We start from the raw sequence: 20,112 nt of genomic DNA on the forward strand, positions 1-20,112 counted from the left end.
TTATCCTTGCACAAAGGCCAAGGCGAGCCCCGCGACAGCAGTCCCGGCCCCCAGAGCGCGCACCGAAAGGCGGTTCAGGGCGACCCCCAGACCAACGCCGCCAAGGTGAAGCCCCATCGTCGCAAGACCAAAACCCGCGGCATAGGCCAGCACGCCGGATGTCGGTCCCTCGGTGCCATGTGCATGGCCGTGGAACAGGCCAAAACCCGCCACAATGGCCACACCAACCGCCAGTGGCGCACGCCACGCAAGCGCCGCGAGCACACCGAGCAGCACGCTAGAGGCAAGAATCATCGGCTCGACCCCCGGCAAACCGAGGCCAAGCGCCCCCAGCCCGCCGCCGACCAGCATCGCCGCGACAAAGCCGAGGGGCAGCGCCCAGAGCGCGCGTCCCCCGCTGACCGCAGCCCACAAACCCACCGCGACCATTGCCAGGACATGATCGGCCCCGCTGACGGGATGCAGGACCCCCGAGATGAAGTCCGATACGCCATGATCGCCCACATGCGCTGCCGCCGCCTGCGGCAACAAGACAGAGGTCCCGAGTGTCAGCATAAGTCTTTTCATCAAGGAGCCTTTCTCAACGGATCGGATGGTGAACGGTGACAAGTTTGGTGCCATCAGGAAATGTGGCTTCGACCTGCACGGAATGGATCATCTCTGGCACCCCGGGCATGCATTGATCGGCACGGATCACATTGGCCCCCGCTTCCATCAGGTCGGCAACACGACGACCGTCGCGCGCCCCTTCGACCACAAAGTCGGTGATCAAAGCGATGGCCTCGGGATGGTTCAGCTTGACACCGCGCGCCAGTCTGCCACGCGCCACCATTGCGGCGAGGCTGACCAGCAGCTTGTCTTTCTCACGGGGGGTCAGGTTCATGATATCTCCTTCATATCTGCCAGACGCGCGGCAGGGCCTGACCCCGGCGCAACACGGCAAGGCATCGGGCGATCTGTCGGCGCAGCGGCCATCCATCGCTCGCCAGCATCCGCAGCATCAGGCGTCCGTCGAGGGCCGAGGCGGCAGCGGTCACGCCCGGCTCGTCCAGAACGGCGCGGACCGGGTCCAACAGATCGGAAACCCCCTGCCCTATCATCGCGACCGAGGCAAAGGCACGCGCGCCCGCTAGCCCCGCCGCGCCTGTCACCAGCGCGCGGTCGGTCAGCGCCAGCGGCTCCACCATGACGGGGCGACCGCCCTGCCGGATCTCGCGCCAGTCGCGCAAGGCAAGGCGTCTTACCGTCTCTCCCATGGCCGCGCGGCCCAAGACCACGCTTTCCACCAACAGGCACCCCGCGCCGGGTCCAAGGGTAATGACGGTGCGCCGATCAAGGCGGCTGCCGTCAAACAGGATGGTTTCTTGCGGCAGCCAGTCGAGCCAGCCGCCCTCGCCCACATCCATCGTGACCCGCACCCGCGCCGCGCCTTCGGCAGAGCGATAGGCGCGCTCTGCGGTCTGGGTTGTGGCAACGGCGCGCGCCCTCGGGCCAAGCTGGACGGCATAAGACAGGGTATCACCGCCGGTAAGGCCCCCCGATGTGTTTAGAAACACAATCTCGGGCGCGCCGTCCCGACCGTTTGGCCCATGCGGCAGGATGCATTTGGCAGACCCCTGTTGGCGCAACCCCGTCAGGCGCAGCCCCGCCAGCCCACAGCACAGGGCCGCCGAGGCTTCGCCCCGGCTGCGCTGCATCGGCTCTGTGATCGGTGCTGCAAACATGTGTCCCCGCTTTGGCCCAAGCTGCGGCGGGTCGCAGAAAGGCTCAATGCGAGAGAGACGACGGGGCAAGGCAAGATACAAAAGCGGTCATTGATCGCCCAAACTTTACGCACTTCGCCCAAAAGTCAGCCAAAGCATAAAGGCGCGCTGCGAACTGCCCGTTCAATAAGCGCCCTTGGCCAAGGCAACCGCCCCCAAGGTGCGGAAGATCAGCACAAGATCGCCGCGCAAACTGGCGGTCTGCAGATATTGCACATCCATCTCGACCATTTCATCAAAGCCCACATTGGCCCGCCCCGACACCTGCCAAAGCCCTGTCAATCCGGGTAGACCCGCGAGGCGCTGCAAAGCCTGCGGCGGATACAGCGCCACCTCTTCGGGCAAGGCAGGGCGCGGCCCTACCAAAGACATCTCTCCGCGCAGCACGTTCCAGAGCTGCGGCAACTCATCCAGCGACGCACGGCGCAGCACGCGGCCCAGAGGTGTGATGCGCGGATCATCCTTTTGCTTGAAACACAGCCCCTGACGGTCAGACTGCGCCAAAAGCGCCGCGCGCGCCGCCTCGGCCCCGGTATACATGCTGCGAAACTTGACCATACGGAAACGCCGGCCATCGCGCCCGATCCTTGTCTGAAAAAACAGCGCCGGACCAGGCGAGGACAGCTTTACCGCGAGCGCAAGCACGACCAAAAGGGGCACCAGCACAGGCAGGGCCAACAAGATCAGACCAACATCCAACGCCCGTTTGTGACGGGTGGATGCGCCGCGGGTTCCGGCCTTTGAAGTTGGCAAAGCAAGCGCAGGCATGGGCGATTCCTCGGGTCAGGGACGCGCGGCCCCGCCGCTTGCCTTAAGCCCAAAACCTGCTGCGGCTCAGGGGGAATTTTATGCGCGCAAAGACCTTTGCGGGATCTGACGCAACGTCATTCGCCCCCTGATTGAACGCTTCGCGCCGCCTACACGCGCAAGAAGTTCTCCACCTCTGCGCGGCTTGGCATGGATGCAGCCGCGCCGTGCCGTGTGACCGAAAGGCCCGCGACCGCCGCCCCGAAACGGAGAGCCTGCTCCATGCTTGCGCCCTGCGACAGGGCGGTCGCGAGCCCCCCGTTGAACGCATCCCCCGCGCCCGTGGTATCGACCACAGGACCGGGCGCGCGGGCGGGCACATGCAGGCTTCGCCCCCCGCTGCGGTGAAGAACGCCCTTTTCGCCCAGCGTGACGATCGCCGCCCCCACCCCGCGCTCGATCAGGCGGTCGGCGGCGGCTTCGGCGTCGGCCAGCGTCTTGACGGTGACGCCTGTCAGCCCCTCTGCCTCGGACTCGTTGGGCGTGATGATGTCACACAGCGAAAGCATTTCGTCGGTCAGCGCAGCGGCGGGCGCAGGGTTCAGGATGGTGCGCACCCCGGCAGCACGGGCAATCCGGAGGCCATGCGTGGCAGAGTCCAACGGCTGTTCCAACTGTGTCATGAAAACGCCCGCGCCTTCGATCAGGCTGCGTCGCGCCTCGACATCTGCCACCGAAATGCGCGCCGCCGCGCCTGCCGCGACGATGATCGCGTTCTGTCCCGTCGCGGCCTCCAGAAAGATGAAGGCCGACCCCGTGTAGCTTTCCGGGTCTTCTGTCACCTGCGGTGTGATCCCGGCATCAGCCCACAGATCGCGCGCCATCTGGGCAAAGGCATCTTGCCCCAGACGGGTGATGAAATGCACATCGCCCCCCGCCCGCGCCGCAGCGACCGACTGGTTAGAGCCCTTGCCCCCCGGACCAAGCCGGAAATCATGCCCGAGAATTGTTTCACCCAGACGCGGCAGGCGGTCAGCGCGATAAGCGGCATCAGCGACAAAGATACCAAGAATAACAATGCGTTGTGACATCATCAGGCCTCCGGTCCAATCACGCCCTTGCGCAACATGAAACAGCCGTAGAAGCGGCGCTCTCCGGTCTGGATTACGGCATAGGCCCCGCGCGCCAGATCGTAAAAGGCAAAACGCTCCACCCCGGGGATCGGGCGGGGCGTGCCTTCGGCGCGGTCCACCTCGGCCTGCACTTCGGCCTGCACTTCGGGAACGGTCTGCGGCTCTCCCACCACTTCCATACGGCCCGCGAAATCGGGGACAAAGGTATCAAGCGGCAGCACAGACAGGATTGCCTGCACCGCCTGTGCCGATGTCAGGTTTTCCATCCGCAGGAGTCGCCCGACCGTGGTGGCCCGCGCAATGCTGTCAGCCGGAAAGTTCGTATCCACCACCACCAGATAGTCGCCATGCCCCATTGCGCGCAGCGCGCCCAGAACATCGGCGTTCAGCCTGTGATCAATTCCCTTGAGCATCCCGTTCCTCCCTCGACCGTACGTCCGGCCGCAGTCAGATTGCCCTGCGGCCGGATTGGCCGCAAGGGGGGCCGCCTAAAGGATCGGTCGCCGCGGTGACGGTTTGTCCTCGAGATTTGCCAGTTGCGCCAGAGCGTTGCGATCAGGAATGTGCAAAATGCCGCGCGACCAGTCCATCAGGCCGGCGGCGCGGAACCGCTGAAGGCGCTTGTTGGTATGCACCAGCGACAGGCCAAGCGCATCCGCGATATCCTGTTGGCGATAGGGCAAGGACATTTTTCCATCGACCACCAGACCAAGGCTTTCCCCGCGCCGGAAAATGCGCAGGAACGCCCAAGCCAGTGCGGCCGAGGCGTCGCGCTGCCCGATGGTCGCGACGGTTTCGCCCAGAAAATGCTCCTCGACAGCGGCAATCCATGTCAGATCATAGGCGCGCGACGGGTTGTGCTGGAACACCGACCAAAGCCCGCTGCGATCAAAGACACAGAGCACCATCGGCGTCACCGCTTCGACGGAATGGCCCATCTCGCCCATCAGTCCAGCTTGCAAACCTATGAAATCACCGGGGAAAATGAGGTTCAGCACCTGCCGCTGTCCGTTTTCCAATGTCTTGTGACGCAGACCCAGACCACTCAGAACCGTGTAGAGCTGGCCACTTGGCTCGCCCTCGGACAGTATTGTCGTGCCTCGGGCCACCGACAGTTCACCCTTCTTGAAGCGCTCCATGAACCGGATTTCGTCTTCGGTCATTGGCAGGAACGCATCGCATTGGCGCAAAGGGCAGGCGCGGCAGTTTGTCTTCAAGTTTTCCTCCACGACTATGTCATAGTTAAGTGCGCGAGGTCGATTTTGGTTCCATGACACATCTTTTGATTGTGAAAGTGGGTGACATGCCAAAGACGATCCTTGTTCAGGACCCCGATGTGCTGATCCGCCTGGACCTTGCACAAACCGTGATGGACGTCTGGCCTACCGCCAATGTCATCCTCTGCTGCGCCGCCCGAGAGGTCATTTCGCTGCTGAGCGGCGGGCAGAAGGCAGATGTGGTCATCCTGCGACAATCGCTGCGCAGCCTGCGCAAGACCGGTTTGGCAGGGGCGATCGGGCGTCCGGACATTCGCGTTTTGCTGACGGGGGCCGATGACGACGAAGCGCCGATGATCGCCGCGGCCGGGTGGCGGACCCTTGACATGCCGTTTACAGCGCCGCAAGTCCGGGCTGCCCTACGAGAGGCCTGTACTGATCAGGGCCTTCGCGCGGAAAGCCATTGCAATGCCATTGGCCTGGGATAACCTTCGCCTGACGCCGGGCGGGGACCGGACATAGGGTAGCGGACCGAATGGAACAATTGCGACTTTGGGCTGTCGCACAGCGTAGCCCGACCTATCAGATTTGTTTCGCCCTTCTGGCGATTGTGATTTCAATTGCCCTGCGACACTACCTTGATCCGGTCTTGCCGCCGGGCTTTCCCTATCTGACCTTTTTTCCGGCGGTCATCCTGACCGGCTATTTCGCCGGCACCCGCGCAGGGGTGATCGTAGCGGTGATCTGCGGCGTTGCCGCGTGGTACTGGTTCCTTGCGCCGCAGGGCAGCTTCGCGATGTCTTTCCAGAGCGCCGTCGCCCTGCTCTTCTACATCTTCATCGCGGCAACCGAGATCATCCTGATCCATGCCATGCGCTACGCCCTGACCACGCTGGAGATCGAGCGGGATCGCTCCGACACACTGGCGCAAGCCAACAAGACCATGTTCCACGAATTGCAGCACCGCGTGTCCAACAATTTGCAGGTCGTGGCGTCTTTGCTGAAAATGCAGCGTCGCAACGTCACGGACGAGGCTGCGCGCGCCGCGCTCGAGGTGGCGACGGCACGGTTGCAGGTGGTGGCCAGCATTCAGCGGCAACTGCACAATCCCAAGCGTCAAAGCACCGACATGGGTCAGTTGATGCGCGATGTGCTGCCCGAGGTCGTCAGCAACTCGGCCCTGTCAGACCGCATGGTGCTGGATTTCGACGTGGAGCCTTTGATTGTCACCGGAGATCAGGCCACCCCCCTTGCCCTTATCATCGTGGAACTTGTCTCGAATGCGGTTGAACACGCAGCCCATGCCCATTCGGATGCTGTCACGCATCTGCACCTGACAATGCGCAGCCGCGGGCCTCAGGCCGAGATCATCGTTCAAGATGACGGCAAGGGCCTGCCCGCCGATTTCACACCGGAAAAATCGCGCAGCCTCGGCCTTCGCGTCGCGCTGCAGTTTACCGAGCAACTGGGAGGCAAGCTGGTGTTTGAAAGGGTCAACGGCACAAGGGTCACGCTGACGATCCCGCTGCATCCCGCCGACGGAAAGTAACCTTCCGCTTCACACCAGCCAGACCACACCCGTTGCCGCGATGCCTGCGACCATCACGGCCACCAGCGCGATGGTCAGACGGCCCGTGAGCATCGTCAAGGCAAGGGCAGCAATCAGGCTTGCCACGATCGATGAAGAAAACGGGATCAATTCCAGCATCGGCATTCCGAGACCCAGAAGCAGGCACACTGCGGCAAGCGCAGGCGTCCACCACAAATCCTCGCCGCCGCCCGGCTTTGCCGGGGCGAGCCCGTCAAACCGGCGGGCAGGCTTGCGCAGCCAGACCAAGGCCTTGCGCAGCAGCGGGCCGGGCAAGGTGCGATTGCGGATAAACTCCGGCAGCCAGACCTTGTGACGACGCAATACGATCTGTCCCGCGATCAGCGCGATCACGACGCCCCCCACAATGGATGCACCCGGCACACCGCTCACCGGCGAGATCAACAGCAGCGCCGGAACCAGCAGCACCGCCGCCATGGACGATCGCCCCATAGCATCCACCAGATCGCCGAGGGCCACCCGCTCGGACCCGCGCGCCGCCTGATAAAGCTGGGCAATCACGCCGTTCAGATCGGCGGCCTCCTCCTGCGGGTCGCTTCCGGATCGGGCCGATTGTGAGGTCCCGATGCTCGGGTCAACGGCGGCCTGCTGATCCAATCCTGCGCCGTCCTGATTGGCTGACATCGTCGGCCCCTACCTTTCAACTCTGACCCAAGCACCCGTCCTGCGGGCGATTGCGTCCCATATGGGATAACGCCAACTGGCTTGCAGGGTTCCCCCCGCAAATTCTCTGGGGCCTTGCGCGGCGATAAGCAAATTTCCGCCATGTCGACGATGTGGGGGGAACCAACTGCCCCCATGATCGCGTTAGAAAGGGTGCTGCGCCGAGGGGCGCACCGTTCAAGGAGCGACACGATGACCGGACCGGACACCTCGCCGCAGATGCCCACCTCCCCGCCCCCATCATCGTCACACCCCAAATCCCCCAGTCTCAATTTGCCGTGGATGCAGGCACTTATCCGCGCCGGGGCGCAACTGACGCGGCCCGATGTGGCGATGGCAGAGGCAGCCGGATCGGCAAAGGATGCGGTGCATTATGTGCTCTGCGGTTCTGGTCCGGGCACGGTGGAAGCGGGGGCAGATTTCCTGACAGCCGTCGCCAAGGCGCGCCGACTGGTCGCGACCGGCGCACGGCGCGTGGTTTTCCTCACCTTTGGCGACACGAAGGATGGCCGCCTGCACCTGTCCCTCATCAGCTTTGCCCATCACGCCCGTCGGGCGCTTGTCACGAACCCGGCTGAGTTCGCCGTGGTGCCGATCCGTCGCCCCCGCGTGCTCGATGCGAGCACCGACCCGCAGGCCGAGGCGATGAGCGCATTGCGCAATCCTTGCCAGATTGCCAACGTCTGGGATAGCCGCCAGCAGGCCTGAGGTCCAGGATATACGCCGCTGCCCTGTGGCGGCGCAGTTTCCGATCTGCCCATAAAGAAAAGGCCGCCCGAAGGCGGCCTTTCCATCGGGTCACAGGCCGTGACCCTTCTGGCTGACTGGGGATCAGCCAAAGACAAGTCAAACGGGCGGCTTGCCACGCACGGCGCGCGCGATCATTGCCACGACAAACAAAACGATAAACACAAAGAACAGGATTTGCGCGATCGAAGCCGAAGCGCCCGCGATACCGCCAAAGCCAAGGGCCGCTGCAATCAATGCCACGACCAGAAACGTCAATGCCCATCCAAGCATGGTGATCTCCTTCGTTGATCTGGTTCAACTGGTTCAGTTTACCGCGCCGAAGCGCTCATGCAGGGTCAACGTGCGCTGCCCGCTCAGGTTCCCGCCGCCTCGCATTTACTTTCCGGCGATGCCTGAACCCTGCTTTCCGGCGTGGATCCTGCCCGCGCGGGGGCGCGAGGCCAGAAGTCCGCGCAACAGGCCGCGGATTTCGATTTTCCGGTGGAACCAGAGGGGCTTTGCCGCGTTGCCTCGTCACAAGATCGTGGCTGCGCGCCACGGCAGTCTGGCGAAGCCGCAAAGGATACTCGTGATGAACCAGCTCAGCATGTTTGAACTGTCCGGCTTTGGCGGGCTTCTCATTCTGGCCCTCGACTTGTGGGCCATCATCTCTGTCTTCGGATCGACCGTCAGCACCGGCAAGAAAGTGCTTTGGACGCTTCTGATCATCTTCTTGCCGATCATCGGCTTCATCGCGTGGTTCTTCCTTGGCCCGCGCGCCGCACAGCGCCGCGTCTGAACACCGGAAGGGGTGACAGATGTCGCGTTCGGGACTTGAAGGGTTGATCGTGCCGGTGATCGACTTGCTGATGCTGGTAAAGCGCACGGTGACGCTGCGCATTGCTTTGGCAAAGATCGAACTGCGCTCCCGCGTGGGGGCAATCATCACGGCAGCGGCCCTGTGCCTGATCGCATTGGTTCTGGTCGTCGTGCTGCTCGGGCTTCTGGTTCAGGCCGGTCTTTTGGGGCTGGCGCTTCTGGGGCTGGGTCCGATCGAGGCGCTCATTACTGCTTCGGCCATTTGTGCCCTTCTGGCCCTGATCCTTGTTCTAGTGGCGCGCCGGCTGGTGCGCCGCGCAACGCTTCCCCTTTCCTCTCTTTCCGGGCCGGGCGTGACACCGCCCGCCTCCCACCCGTGAATGCAATTTTCAGGAGTTTGTCATGGCTCGCACCCGTTCCTCTGACGCCCTTTTCACCGAAGCTCGCGCAACCGAAGAGGCGCTTCGCGACGCCCTCGCGCGCCTGTCCAGCCGGCTCACCGGAAGCCCTGGTGCGGCGGACGACCTGCTTGGCCTTGCGGCCGGTCCCTTGGGTCAAACTGTTCTGGCCACTGCCGCCACCCGCGCCCTGCGCAGCTATCCCCTTGCCACCGTTCTGGTGGGGGCAGGCCTTGCCTGGCTGACCTTCGGGCAGCGGGACAATCAAAGCGTGACAGAGCGCGTCTCGGACACCATCGAAGAATGGCAGGCCCGCGCCGATGAAGCCCGTGAGGCCGCACAAGAGCGTTTGTCAGAACTCTACGACACCATGGCAGAGCGCGGACATGACGCGGCGGCTTTCGCGCGGGAAAAAGCGGCTGTCACCGCAGACCTCGCCGCCGATCTGGCCTCTGCCTTTGCGCACGGCCTCTCGGATATGAGCGCGGACGCCGCTGACCGCATCATCGCCGCCCGTGAACGTGCTTATGCGGCCTTCGCCGCCGGCGCGGAAGCGGCAGAAGACAAGTTGGAAGAGCTTGCGGATGACGCCGACGATCGCAACATCCTGCGTCGCCATCCCGTTGCCTCGGCCGCTGTCGCGGTTGCATTGGGGGCGGCTCTTGCCACCGCTTTGCAGGCCAACCGCCGTGATGGCGGCTCTTTGTCGGGCTCGGCCGAACACCTGATGGCAAAGGCCCGCAAGACCTTCGACGCGGAACGCCATGCCGCCGGCCGCGCACTGGGCGAGGCGGCAAGCGCCCTGCGAGCCCGCGGGACCGAAGCCGCACTGGCGATGGTGTCGGACCTGACCGACATTCTGGAAAGCGCCCGCGACAAGGGTCGCAGCGCTCTGGATGCCGCGGAAGATGCCGCCGCCGATGTCGAAAAATCTGCGCGCAAATCCTCGCGCCGTGCTGCCGCCAAGGTCAACGGCGCCGCAAAACGCGTCAGTGCCCAGACGCGCGAACGGCGCAAGGCCACGCAGCGTCTTGCCGACAAGCTGACCGGCGGCCGCCCGAACTGATCACGCTTTCCCCCCGCCTCCTCAAGGCAACCCCACCTCCCCGTGGCCTCGGCCACGGGGCTTTTTCATACCAGTTCGGGCGGCAAGAACGGCACCGCTGTGCCGAACTTTTCCGCAGCGCGCAGATCGTAAGGCAGAATGAAGCCCTGACGCGCTTCGGGGGGGCGCGCGATGTTTGACAGCGCCAGACCCCGCCATGCAGCCACAGCCGTCTGGTCGGCGAAATACGCCGCGCCCGCATGATCCGGCAGCCAATGGGCCATGCACCGCTGACGCACCTGTGCGACAGCGTCGGGTTCTGTCAGCCGCACGCCCGCCTCGGTATCCCATCGCATCGAACGACCGTTCAGATTGGCCGAGCCTATGATGGCCACATGATCGAACACCGACACCTTGGCGTGGATATAGATCAGCGGCGCATCGGCCAGCACATCGCGCCCTGCCGTTTGCAGCGCCCTGCCCCGCTTTCTCTGCGCCGCGCTGCCGATGAACAGGCGCTTGCCGAAACTGCGCTGCAACCGGCGCAGGCATTGGGCTTGGTGCCATTCGCCCAACTGGGAGTCGAGCCCCTCGCGCCCGTCAAACGCCAGTTCCTCGGGCGCGCCGGGTAACATCAGGATCAGCCCCAGATCTGGCGATTTTCGGGCGGCCGCGCAAAGGGCGCGTGTCAGCCCGCCATCCCGAAAATACTGCGTTTCCAGATAGATCAGCCCCTTGGCACGGGAAATCGCGGCGCAATGCGCCTCATAAATGGTTTGCACGACCGGCTTTGGACCAAAGCGCACCAAGGGCCTGCGCCGCTGCTTTGACAGAGTCACAAGCAGCGCGCCCGTATCAATGGGGGGCACCAGACCGGCGGTGACAGCCTCAAACGTCTCCAGATGCCGCGCGGCGTCTGCCGCGACGGGCCCGTCGATCATCACCTGCACGTCGTGCCATGTCTGCGCTGCGGGACGGGCGTGGTCGTGATCGTCATAGCGCCGCTCGTTCAGATCAAGCCCGCCCACATAAAGCCGCTTGCGGTCAAAAACGGCAATCTTCTGGTGATGCGTGCCGGGGAACAGGCGCGGCACGGGCCAAAGCCTTGGTCGGACCTGCCCGTCGGCGCGCAGGACTGTCAGATCGACAGCCCCCGGCATGTCGCGCAAGGCATTCGCGCGAAACTCTGGCGACTGGCGGTTGAGCCAGCGGCACATGCGCCAGACCCGCGCCATGATGACAGGAGAGATCAGAAAGCGCGGGACCGATCCGGTTTCGGCCGGATGCCGTGCAACCGAGGCACGCAAAACCCCGCCCCCCGGCCCCGCCACCTCGGCGGCGGCCTGCAGCAGACGTATGCTGCGCCACGTGCTGCGGTGCAGGGCCGCCCGCGCCACAGGGTCGAAATCGGACAACGTGATCGTGATGTTCACCCCGCGCCGAAGGCAGGCGATGACAAGATCATACCAGCGCGGACCGATTGCCCTTGCCTCGGGCGAGCGCAGGCGGGTTTCGGGATCAAAGACCAGAAAGCTGGCGATGATCTCGGACCGAGCCTCCAGAAAGGCACGCTCCAGCGCCGGATAGGCTTCGGCGGCGGTGATGAACACTGCCGGGGAACTGGCGTCAGAAAGACCGTCGCTGCGCATGTCACTGCCTGTCACAAGAAAAGACCGTCGCCCGTCCGAAGTGCTGTCCTTGGGTCAGGACCCTTCTTCCAGTCTGCCCCCTGCGGTCGCATCGGCCGATTGCGGTGCCGCCCGCTCCTCCGCCTCGGTCAGAGGGCGCAGAGGGAAATCCATTTCCAGAATGTATTCATCGCCGCGGCGGCCCCGCGTGACCTTGCCGTTGAGCTGTTGCGAGAAAGCGGTCAGCAATTGTGATCCAAACCCGTCACTGCCTTGCATCGGCGGATCGTCTGCGGTGGCGGCGATTGGCATCAGACTGTTGCCGAGCGAAAATCGCGCCATCCCGCCCCCGATGCGGTGCAGGCTCAGCCCCACGCGGGAACTGGCCGCCCCACTGTTCCAAGAATGCTTGATGACATTCGCCATGCCTTCGGTCAGGAACAACGCCAGAGGCACCGCCTGATCAGGCGTCAGCCGGATATCATCCACCGATGCATCGAGGTCAAAGCGCCGCCCGGGGGCCGATCCAATGCGCAGCAGATCCCCCGCGACACGTGGAAGCAGCTCATCGGCACGAACATCGGTCAGACCGCTGGTCTGGTAAAGCTCGCGGTGCACGGTGGCGAGACTGATCACCCGGTCCTGCACCGTGCGCATCGCGTCCTTCGCTTCGCTGGTGCGCGCACTGCGAAGCTGCATATTCAGAATGGATGCAATAAGTTGCAGGTTGTTCTTCACGCGGTGATGCACTTCGCGCAGCAGCACTTCCTTCTGGTGGATCGTGTTCTCCAGATCGGCCTCGTTGCGCACGACGGCTTCGGTCATCCGCTCATAGGCGAGCCCCACCAGACGCAACTCCAGCGCCGCCCCCTTCATGTCGAGATCGGGCAACTGCCTTTCCCCCGCAGCAAAGGCCGTGATCCGGTCGCGCAGCAGGCGCACATGGCGCAGCACTTGGCTTTCCGATGCCAACCATGCCACCAGAAGACTGGCCGCCCACATCAGCATGGGAAACACAAAGGCCGGAAAGGCCCCTTCCAGAATGGTGTTGTCCAAGCGGTTGGCAGGCCAGGAGCCGACCAGATACAGCGTCCCCACCTGAAGCGGCACCACGGCAAAGGCCCGCCGCTCGCCGCTCGGGGTTTCCGCGACAAAACTCTTGCCGCCTGTTTTGAAATAGCTTGTCAGATCACGCCCGACCGGCAGGCTCTGCCCCGCATCATCCATCCCGATCGACGACGTCAGCAAAGACCCCTGCGCGTCAAAGGTCATCAGCGCCAGAGGTTGCGCATCCTCGCCCTTGGTTGCACGCGTCGCCTGATCGAGCGCGGTATGCGGCAAGGAGACGAAGGCAAAACCGCTGAGTGCGCCCGCAGCGCCCACGACCGGATGCGAGACGATCAGGACAGAGGTCTTTGACACCGGACCATAGGGATTGACCGCGATCTTAGGCCCCGGATCGGTCATCAACTGCGCCATCGCCTCGGTGCCAGACAGGTCGCGCGTCTCGTTTCGGGCACCGCAAAGCATCTGGCCGTCGGTGTTGACGTAACCGGCAAAGGTCACCAGCCCTATGTTGGCCTGCACAACGTTGTCCATCAGACGGCGGCAGGAGGCAATGCCCGCCTCATCCCCGTCTTCCAGAACCGTGGGAAGGACAGCCGCAAGCGTTGCGGATTTAGCCTGCGCTTTCACGATCTCGGCGATCAGGGGATTGGCCGCGATCAGGGTTTCGCCCTTGATCACGTTGGTCACCCGCGCTTCCGCCAGTTTCGCGGTCTGCAAACCCTGAACATAGCTGAGGATGGCGAGCGGCAAGAGCGCCACCCCCATCACAGCCATCAGTCTGAACCCAAGCCCTGCAAACCGCCGCGGCATTGCGGCCTCCTTCGTCATGCGGCTTGAATGCCCGACCGACCCATCACGGCAAGGGTGGCTCCGGATTGCTCCGCCAGAATGTCCTCACCCTCGGCAAGGCCCAGCATTTCGCACAACTTGGCCCGCGCGCGGTTGGCGCGGCTTTTTGCGGTTCCCACCGCCACGCCCATCATCTGCGCGGCCTCCTCATAGGAATAGCCATTCGCGCCCACCAGAATAAGCACTTCGCGATGCTCCGGAGAAAGCCTGTCGAACGCATTGCTGAAATCGGTGAAGGCAAGGCGACCGTCATGATGCGGCTTTTCGAACATCGACGCGGCATGCACCCCGTCGGTGTCCGACACCTCGCGGCGGGTCTTGCGCTTGGACGAAAAGAACGTGTTGCGCAAAATGGTGAACAGCCATGCGCGCATGTCCGTCCCCACAGTGAACTTGTCTATGTTGGACCAGGCTTTCAGGATGGTTTCCTGAACCAGATCGTCGGCTTCACTGACGTTGCGGGTCAGAGAGATCGCGAAGGCGCGCAAGGAGGGAATGTGGTTTGCCATCTCGTCGCGCGGGTCCATGTGGGCCACGGGCACGGATGTCATTTCCCGGACTCCTTCGCCTTGAGTTGCTCAAGCAGCAGCTTGAACCGATCCGGAACATCCTCCTTGAGGGCGTTTTCATAGACGCGTTTCAGGTTTTCATCGATGTCCTTTCGCAAACTGGACTTCTGGTTGTCACCCGACATATGTTCCATCATCATGATACTCTACTGGTCCCGCATTTATTCATGGAACCGAACGCGGCGCCAGTGCGTTTGGTTCCGTAGAAATTGAAACTGGGGAGAAAATAATGAGTGCCTCTGCGACCTTCGATCTGACGTCGGCAATTGCCGCCGACTTGCCCTTCCTGCGTCGCTATGCACGCGCCCTGACGGGAAGCCAGGATTCCGGTGACCGTTATGCCGCCGCGACGCTGGAAAGCATCCTGATCGAAGATACGCCCGTGCGCGAAGCCTCGACACCGCGCATCGGGCTGTTCCATTGCTTCCACCGCGTCTGGGCCAGCGCGGGCGCACCTCTGGAAACCGATGATGACATTCTTGCCAAGCGGGCGCAGGTGCATATGGCGGGCTTGACCCCCAATTCGCGCGAAGCGCTGCTTCTGCATGCCATCGAAGGGTTTGACCGCCCCGCGATCGCCGAAATCATGGATCATGACGAGGCCGAGGTGCAAAGCCTGCTGGATGCCGCGATCCGCGAGATGGAAGCCTCCGTCACCGGCAAGGTGATGGTGATCGAGGACGAGGCGATCATCGCGATGGATATCGTCGATATCGTTGGCCAGATCGGTCACAAGGTCACGGGCGTGGCCCGCACCCACCGCGAGGCCGTGGAACTGGCCGCGCGCGAGCGTCCCGATCTTATCCTGTCCGATATCCAGCTTGCCGATGACTCGTCCGGCATCGAGGCGGTGAATGATATTCTGGCCCAGTTCGAAGATATTCCGGTTATCTTCATCACCGCCTTCCCCGAGCGGCTGCTGACAGGCGACAAGCCCGAGCCCGCCTTCCTGATCACCAAGCCGTTTTCGGAAGAACAGGTGCGCTCGGCGGTCAGTCAGGCCATGTTCTTTGCCTCGACCGAAACCCTTCACGCCTAAGTTAAAAGTTCACACACAGACTTGCGCCTGCCCTCTGTGGCAGGCGTTTTTTATTGCGCCACATGCGCTGTTGGGAACCCGCCGGAAGAGGTCTGCGTTGTAAAGGCAAGCGAAGGCACCGCCTTGCGCATCCCACTTGTGAAAGGATCTTACCATGTTCCGCAACGTCCTTATGGCCACCACGGCCCTCTTCCTCGCCAATGCCGCATATGCGCAGGACACGACGGTGAGAGAAGTCGCAGTCACCGCTGACATCACCGCAATTTCGAATGCCGAAGCCGCAAGCTTCTGGTCCAACACCGCAAGCGATCTGCAAAATGCCATCGTCGCCCGTCTGGTGGACCGCACCGCCGAAGACGGGGTGCGCATCAGCGTCGATATTGACGAGCTGTCGCTGGCCAATTCGTTCCAGAACCAGCTTGGTCTTGAAGATGCCGTGATGGTCGGCATGGTGAACGTTTCGAGCGAAACAGACAACACCAAGTTCGACACCTATGAACTCACCGTCACCGCGCTGACCGCTCAGGCTTTTGCCGTCGACGGCACTGTGCTTGAAGGCGCTTTCACCGACACCCCGGAATACTATGCTGCCCTGATCGCCGCTTTTGCCGATGGCGTCGTGACCCGCTTGAAGTAAGTCGTTGACGATCCCAGACAAAAGCCCCGGAGCGATCCGGGGCTTTTTTCGTATTGTGGGTCGGGGCGATGCACGCCCCGACGCTGGGGTCACTTTGCCGTTGCGCGCAGCATCCACGCAGCCTTTTCGTGAAAGGCGCAGCGGGCGGTCAACAGATCGGCAGTCGCCACATCCTCGCCCTTTTCGGCGCGGGCGATCACGTCACGCATCCGGCGCACCACTTCTTCATGGGCCGCGGCAAGGTCTTCCACCATTTCTTGGGCCGAACCAAGCTTTGCCGGATCTTTCACGCAAGACAGCTTGCTGATCTCCGACAGTTGATACGGTGCGATCCGGCCCAAGGCGCGGATACGCTCTGCCAGATCATCGGCGGCCTGAAACAGATTGGTGTATTGCTCTTCCGTCAGCACATGGATCGAATGGAACAAGGGGCCTTCGACGTTCCAATGAACGGCATGGGTCTTGAACAGCAAACGATAGGTGTCGGACAGGGCTTCGCTAAGACCCTGCGCAATGGCGATAACGCCCGTGATACCGGTGTTGATCTTGTCTGCCGCCGGAACGGCCTTGAGTGCTTCAGACACTGGGATTCCTTTCCTTCACGCGCCGCCGGAAGTGGCCGCGCTCTGCCTTCAGAACGCCCGCGCAGCAGGCACAGTTCCTTGGCCAGAAGCCAGTTCATCTGAAAACGCCATCATCCGGCCGCGTCCGGCACGCTTGGCAGCGTAAAGCGCAAGGTCCGCATCTTGCAGCATCGCTTCTGCAGTCGGCGCGGCGTAGCGGGTGGAAATGGTCAGCCCCACACTGGCCCCGATCTGGCAAAGATGCCCTTCATAGGGAATGGGCCGCGAAAGCGCCGCGATGATCCGGCCGGCCACCGCGCCAAGGCGGGCAGCATCGGTCATCCCCGGCAGCAGGATCACGAATTCATCGCCGCCCACCCGCGCCACCAGATCACCCGTCCGCGTTTCCGCGGCCAAGACCTGCGCCACAACGCGCAGCACCTGATCCCCTGCCCCGTGACCCAAGGTGTCATTCACCGCCTTGAAGCGATCAAGGTCCAGATGCATCAGCGCAAAAGGAAGCGCATCCGCTATCGCCTGCGCCAGCCGCAGGTCAAGCGCGCGGCGGTTGCGCAGGCCGGTCAGCGTATCGGTCATGGCCTGCGCCTCTGCCTCGGACTTGGCCCCTTGCAGCCGCAGGTTCAGGCGCTGCAACTCTCCCAGAACGGCGCGCTTGACCTCGACCAGATACAGCAGTTCCACCGTCAGGTCGGTGGCCGCGAAGTCGGCATCGGTGAGTGCATGGGTGCGGACGGCATCCACAACGCCAATGCCGAATGACAGGTTCATGACCAGCCCGCCCGCGTCATCGCAAAGCGCCAGCCCCCGAAACTCTGCCCCGCCCCCCCTCAGCCCGAGATGCAACCGCTCTCCCTGACGGGCATGAAGGGCGGCTGCGGTTGTGACCCCCGACGGGCGGCAAACCTCGAACAGATCAAAAAAGTCCAGCCCGAGGATGGCCGCATCCTCCACCGCAGCCCTGCGGACAATTTTTGCCAAGGTCGGGCCAAGCGCGGTGATCTGGCCGCTGGCAGACAGGGCCAGATGCATCGGCATCAGCCGGTCCAGCGATCCTTTGGGCAGAACGAGCCGTGCCGCGCCCTGCCCCCGGCCTTGAGCGGCTTGCCTAGCCATCAGCGTCCCCTTGCATCATGGCGCCCCCACCGCCAGATCAAAACGGCGGCCCTGGGAATGGGCCTCGTCCAGCAGAAGAACCGAAATCACATCGCGCCCCTGCCGCGACGCCGCCATGTCGAGCAGCACCAGCGCGCCGTAATCATCGGCCATCGCCCGCAGCAGACCGATCAGGATAAACCCCGCCCCGGCAAACGGCGGCACCGCAAGAATGGCGAATTGACCGCCCCCCCTGTCCTCCAGATACAGGGCGGGCAAATGCAGATCCGGCAGGGCAAGGCGGGCGCGGTCCGGCAGTTCCTCGAGCGAGTGCAGGAAATCGCGAAAACTCACCCCGCCAAAACGCAGCAGGCGGCGCAAACCGTCCCGCTCCCGCTGCGAAACAAGGGCGGTGCCAAGATCCTCCAGTATCGATTCCCGCGCGCGCCCCAGTTCGGCACAGGCCGCGTTCAGCACTGCGTCGGTCAACCCCGGATCATAGCTCAGCAACGGCTCGAAACTGTCAAATGGCAGGCGCGCGCGCTGAACCACCCGCTGCCAAAGCGCCGCGCCGTGCCGCCGCTTCAGAAAATCTTCCAGCGCGCGATTGATCAGCCCCAGCACGGAAAGCCCCTGTTTCATCCCAATTCGGGCAAGACTAGGGGATGATCCTTAAGAAATCTTTGCCGACTGCCGGAGATTGCTACGGCGACGGCATGACCTTACGGGGCCAAGATCAGCCCGCCCCCTTCCGGCAGGTTGAGCTGGTTGAGCGACAGCGGCATCATCGGAGGCGGTGCAGCCTGCCATGCGCGGATCAGCGCCTCGCCCGCTTCATATTGCGGCAAGGCACCGTTTGCGGGCAGCACCTCGCGCAGGCTGGGTCCTCGCATCGGGTCATTGTAGAACCCGGTGAACTGCACATAGCCGCCGGTGTTGTAATCCAGCAGCATCGCCTCTTCTCCCGGCAGGCCGGGTTGCAGGTCGGCGACCACCATCACACATCCCGCGCCGCCACCGGGCATCTGGCGGGAACAGCTTTCGTGCAAGGCGTTCAGCCGATAGGCGTCAAGCGCCGCCAGATACATATCGCGCGTGGCACTTGCCCCTTCGGGCTGCAAAGGCATCACCGCGGCGACAGCGGCCAGCATCTCCTCGCGGCTGCTCGCCTCGTTCTGGCGGGCCGATTGCGCCAGCCGGCGGGCCAAGGCGTCTTGACCCGGCTCTGCCGCCTTCTCTTGCAGCGCGGCGCGGGCTTGCGCACCCGGCTTGCCCCAGCGGTCCAGCAAGGCCGGTTCGAACTCGGCCACCGGCAATCGGCCATCTTCCAGCCGCGTCATGACGCTACCGACCGAAAGCCGCTCGGCACTCAGGATCGGGGTCAGCGCCAGAGCCGCAACCGCCATCAGTGCCAGCGCCATCACCACATTGGCCTGCCGGACCCGCGCCATCCAGCCGGCACCACGCAGAACCGCAAGCGCATAAAGCACGCCGTATCCAAGCCCGAGCACCGCCACCTGCGCGGCAAAGACCCGCTCGGGCGTCCAGCCGTATTGCGCCACGCGCACCCAGACCGCCCAAGCGCCCAAACCCGCCAGCAGCGGCAGCATCAGCGCCGTTGCCTGCGCCGCCCGTGCCAGAAGCGGGCTGCTCGTCGCCTCGTCGTCGCTCTGGTCGACCACGACCGTCACCAGGGTGGCCACCGCGCCCGCCATGGTAAGCAAGGTCAGAGCAAAGGACCATGTTCCGAACAGACCGGAAACCCCGCGCACGGGCAAGGCCAGCAGAAAAACCGCTGACACGACAAAAACTACCGGCAGCAACAGCCGCAAAAGCCGCAAGATGAGATAGGGGCTGACATAATCGGAAAGCTCTTGCACAACGGCCAGCCCCAACCCCAGAACGCCGCCCGTGATGACCCAAGTCGTCGGCCCCAGATCGAGCATCCGGTCGATCAGGTCGATCCCCACCGCCTTGAGCAGCGCGTCAGACAGCAAGATCACCGCCCAGACCAATCCGACAAAGGCCCATGCCGCAACGGCCCGCACCACGATGGCCCATGCCTGGGCAAACAGGCTGGCATAATCGGTCCATCCCGCACCGTGGCGGGCGATCCAGAATGGCAGCGGCACCAGCGTCAGAATAGCAGCGCCAAGCACGGCATGCGGGCTGTCCAGAACCGCCTCGGGGCGCACAAAACCTGTGGCCGCCAGCGTCAGCAGCACCGCAACGCCGCCCGCAATCGCCCCCGCCCCCATCGCCGCGCGCCGCAGCGAGAGCGGCCCGGTCATCGCAAGAACGGCCGTGAAGAAGCAGGCCACAAACGTGGCCACGGCAAGCAGAGGCAAACCGCCCAGCACGCCGAGCTCCGCCAGTTCGGACAAAGCGTAAAGGCCGAGCCCCGCAGCAACACCTGTGGCCGTCAACACCGCCCGCGCGATCATCTGCTTGTTCATGCCCGGACCTTCTGGCTGTTGCATCGGGCGAGAGGCTACCCTCGGCGCGCCCAAAGAACCAGAGCCT

Annotated in this window: 25 protein-coding genes; 8 read left to right on the forward strand and 17 right to left on the reverse strand. The window is 63.6% G+C overall.

What is annotated here, in order from left to right:
- From G3572_RS05440 to G3572_RS05470, 7 genes are all read right to left on the reverse strand, one after another.
- Positions 1-567, reverse strand: coding sequence for a HupE/UreJ family protein (locus G3572_RS05440; protein WP_164609614.1), 567 nt, complete (start codon positions 565-567; stop codon positions 1-3).
- Positions 568-580: 13 nt separating this feature from the next.
- Positions 581-883, reverse strand: coding sequence for an urease subunit gamma (locus tag G3572_RS05445; protein ID WP_164609615.1), 303 nt, complete (start codon positions 881-883; stop codon positions 581-583).
- Between the two features lie 10 nt (positions 884-893).
- Positions 894-1,724 (reverse strand): urease accessory protein UreD, encoded by an 831-nt coding sequence (locus tag G3572_RS05450; protein WP_164609616.1) that lies wholly within the window; start codon positions 1,722-1,724, stop codon positions 894-896.
- A 162-nt stretch (positions 1,725-1,886) separates the two neighbouring features.
- On the reverse strand, positions 1,887-2,531 hold the full coding sequence (locus tag G3572_RS05455) for a sugar transferase (RefSeq protein WP_164609617.1): 645 nt from the start codon (positions 2,529-2,531) through the stop codon (positions 1,887-1,889).
- Between the two features lie 149 nt (positions 2,532-2,680).
- Positions 2,681-3,601 (reverse strand): ribokinase, encoded by a 921-nt coding sequence (rbsK, locus tag G3572_RS05460; RefSeq protein ID WP_205518501.1) that lies wholly within the window; start codon positions 3,599-3,601, stop codon positions 2,681-2,683.
- A gap of 2 nt (positions 3,602-3,603) precedes the next feature.
- Positions 3,604-4,056, reverse strand: coding sequence for an RbsD/FucU family protein (locus G3572_RS05465; RefSeq protein WP_164609618.1), 453 nt, complete (start codon positions 4,054-4,056; stop codon positions 3,604-3,606).
- Between the two features lie 75 nt (positions 4,057-4,131).
- Positions 4,132-4,806 (reverse strand): Crp/Fnr family transcriptional regulator, encoded by a 675-nt coding sequence (locus G3572_RS05470; protein WP_164609619.1) that lies wholly within the window; start codon positions 4,804-4,806, stop codon positions 4,132-4,134.
- A gap of 83 nt (positions 4,807-4,889) precedes the next feature.
- Between G3572_RS05470 and G3572_RS05475 the strand changes: the two genes are divergently transcribed.
- Positions 4,890-5,348, forward strand: a complete 459-nt coding sequence (locus tag G3572_RS05475; RefSeq protein ID WP_164609620.1) for a hypothetical protein — start codon at positions 4,890-4,892, stop codon at positions 5,346-5,348.
- Positions 5,349-5,395: 47 nt separating this feature from the next.
- Complete coding sequence (locus tag G3572_RS05480) at positions 5,396-6,409, forward strand: sensor histidine kinase (RefSeq protein ID WP_164609621.1); 1,014 nt, start codon at positions 5,396-5,398, stop codon at positions 6,407-6,409.
- A gap of 9 nt (positions 6,410-6,418) precedes the next feature.
- Here G3572_RS05480 and G3572_RS05485 read toward each other — a convergent pair whose 3' ends face one another.
- A complete protein-coding gene (locus G3572_RS05485; RefSeq protein WP_164609622.1) occupies positions 6,419-7,093 on the reverse strand; it encodes an exopolysaccharide biosynthesis protein in 675 nt (224 codons plus the stop codon).
- A 231-nt stretch (positions 7,094-7,324) separates the two neighbouring features.
- Here G3572_RS05485 and G3572_RS05490 point away from each other — a divergent pair, with 231 nt between their 5' ends.
- Positions 7,325-7,840 (forward strand): hypothetical protein, encoded by a 516-nt coding sequence (locus G3572_RS05490; RefSeq protein ID WP_164609623.1) that lies wholly within the window; start codon positions 7,325-7,327, stop codon positions 7,838-7,840.
- Positions 7,841-7,978: 138 nt separating this feature from the next.
- On the opposite strand, the gene G3572_RS05495 is transcribed toward G3572_RS05490, so the two are convergent.
- Complete coding sequence (locus G3572_RS05495; RefSeq protein WP_103333097.1) at positions 7,979-8,152, reverse strand: DUF1328 domain-containing protein; 174 nt, start codon at positions 8,150-8,152, stop codon at positions 7,979-7,981.
- Positions 8,153-8,453: 301 nt separating this feature from the next.
- Between G3572_RS05495 and G3572_RS05500 the strand changes: the two genes are divergently transcribed.
- Genes G3572_RS05500 through G3572_RS05510 form a run of 3 tightly spaced genes read left to right on the forward strand, consistent with a single transcriptional unit; the run spans position 8,454 to position 10,144 of the window.
- The gene (locus G3572_RS05500) at positions 8,454-8,660 is read left to right on the forward strand and encodes a PLD nuclease N-terminal domain-containing protein (protein ID WP_240335405.1); all 207 of its coding nucleotides are present in this window, start codon (positions 8,454-8,456) and stop codon (positions 8,658-8,660) included.
- Positions 8,661-8,679: 19 nt separating this feature from the next.
- Positions 8,680-9,060, forward strand: a complete 381-nt coding sequence (locus G3572_RS05505) for a phage holin family protein (protein WP_164609624.1) — start codon at positions 8,680-8,682, stop codon at positions 9,058-9,060.
- 22 nt (positions 9,061-9,082) lie between these two features.
- A complete protein-coding gene (locus tag G3572_RS05510; protein ID WP_164609625.1) occupies positions 9,083-10,144 on the forward strand; it encodes a hypothetical protein in 1,062 nt (353 codons plus the stop codon).
- A gap of 65 nt (positions 10,145-10,209) precedes the next feature.
- Here G3572_RS05510 and G3572_RS05515 read toward each other — a convergent pair whose 3' ends face one another.
- From G3572_RS05515 to G3572_RS05530, 4 genes are read right to left on the reverse strand one after another with little or no spacing between them, the layout of a single operon-like run.
- The gene (locus G3572_RS05515) at positions 10,210-11,772 is read right to left on the reverse strand and encodes a phospholipase D family protein (protein ID WP_164609626.1); all 1,563 of its coding nucleotides are present in this window, start codon (positions 11,770-11,772) and stop codon (positions 10,210-10,212) included.
- 54 nt (positions 11,773-11,826) lie between these two features.
- Entirely contained in the window at positions 11,827-13,629 is a 1,803-nt protein-coding gene (locus G3572_RS05520) for a sensor histidine kinase (protein ID WP_164609627.1), read from the reverse strand.
- Positions 13,630-13,643: 14 nt separating this feature from the next.
- The gene (locus G3572_RS05525; RefSeq protein ID WP_164609628.1) at positions 13,644-14,219 is read right to left on the reverse strand and encodes an RNA polymerase sigma factor; all 576 of its coding nucleotides are present in this window, start codon (positions 14,217-14,219) and stop codon (positions 13,644-13,646) included.
- The gene (locus tag G3572_RS05530; RefSeq protein ID WP_240335406.1) at positions 14,216-14,377 is read right to left on the reverse strand and encodes a NepR family anti-sigma factor; all 162 of its coding nucleotides are present in this window, start codon (positions 14,375-14,377) and stop codon (positions 14,216-14,218) included. The genes G3572_RS05525 and G3572_RS05530 overlap by 4 nt, the downstream gene beginning before the upstream one ends.
- A gap of 89 nt (positions 14,378-14,466) precedes the next feature.
- On the opposite strand from G3572_RS05530, the gene G3572_RS05535 reads away from it, so the two are divergent.
- On the forward strand, positions 14,467-15,276 hold the full coding sequence (locus tag G3572_RS05535; protein WP_164609629.1) for a response regulator: 810 nt from the start codon (positions 14,467-14,469) through the stop codon (positions 15,274-15,276).
- A gap of 154 nt (positions 15,277-15,430) precedes the next feature.
- On the forward strand, positions 15,431-15,913 hold the full coding sequence (locus tag G3572_RS05540) for a hypothetical protein (RefSeq protein WP_164609630.1): 483 nt from the start codon (positions 15,431-15,433) through the stop codon (positions 15,911-15,913).
- A gap of 89 nt (positions 15,914-16,002) precedes the next feature.
- Here G3572_RS05540 and G3572_RS05545 read toward each other — a convergent pair whose 3' ends face one another.
- The 4 genes from G3572_RS05545 to G3572_RS05560 form a co-directional block, all read right to left on the reverse strand.
- Positions 16,003-16,497 (reverse strand): Dps family protein, encoded by a 495-nt coding sequence (locus G3572_RS05545; protein ID WP_164609631.1) that lies wholly within the window; start codon positions 16,495-16,497, stop codon positions 16,003-16,005.
- 48 nt (positions 16,498-16,545) lie between these two features.
- Positions 16,546-17,610, reverse strand: coding sequence for a GGDEF domain-containing protein (locus G3572_RS05550; RefSeq protein ID WP_164609632.1), 1,065 nt, complete (start codon positions 17,608-17,610; stop codon positions 16,546-16,548).
- A 15-nt stretch (positions 17,611-17,625) separates the two neighbouring features.
- Positions 17,626-18,213 carry a heme NO-binding domain-containing protein gene (locus G3572_RS05555; RefSeq protein WP_164609633.1) on the reverse strand — a complete coding sequence of 196 codons (588 nt, stop codon included), beginning with the start codon at positions 18,211-18,213 and terminating at the stop codon, positions 17,626-17,628.
- 98 nt (positions 18,214-18,311) lie between these two features.
- Positions 18,312-20,045, reverse strand: a complete 1,734-nt coding sequence (locus G3572_RS05560; protein ID WP_164609634.1) for a DUF4153 domain-containing protein — start codon at positions 20,043-20,045, stop codon at positions 18,312-18,314.
- Between the last annotated feature and the right edge of the window lie 67 nt (positions 20,046-20,112).

Origin of the sequence: Pseudotabrizicola algicola, from assembly GCF_010915705.1 — a bacterium.
In the GTDB taxonomy this organism is placed as follows: Bacteria; Pseudomonadota; Alphaproteobacteria; order Rhodobacterales; family Rhodobacteraceae; genus Pseudotabrizicola; species Pseudotabrizicola algicola.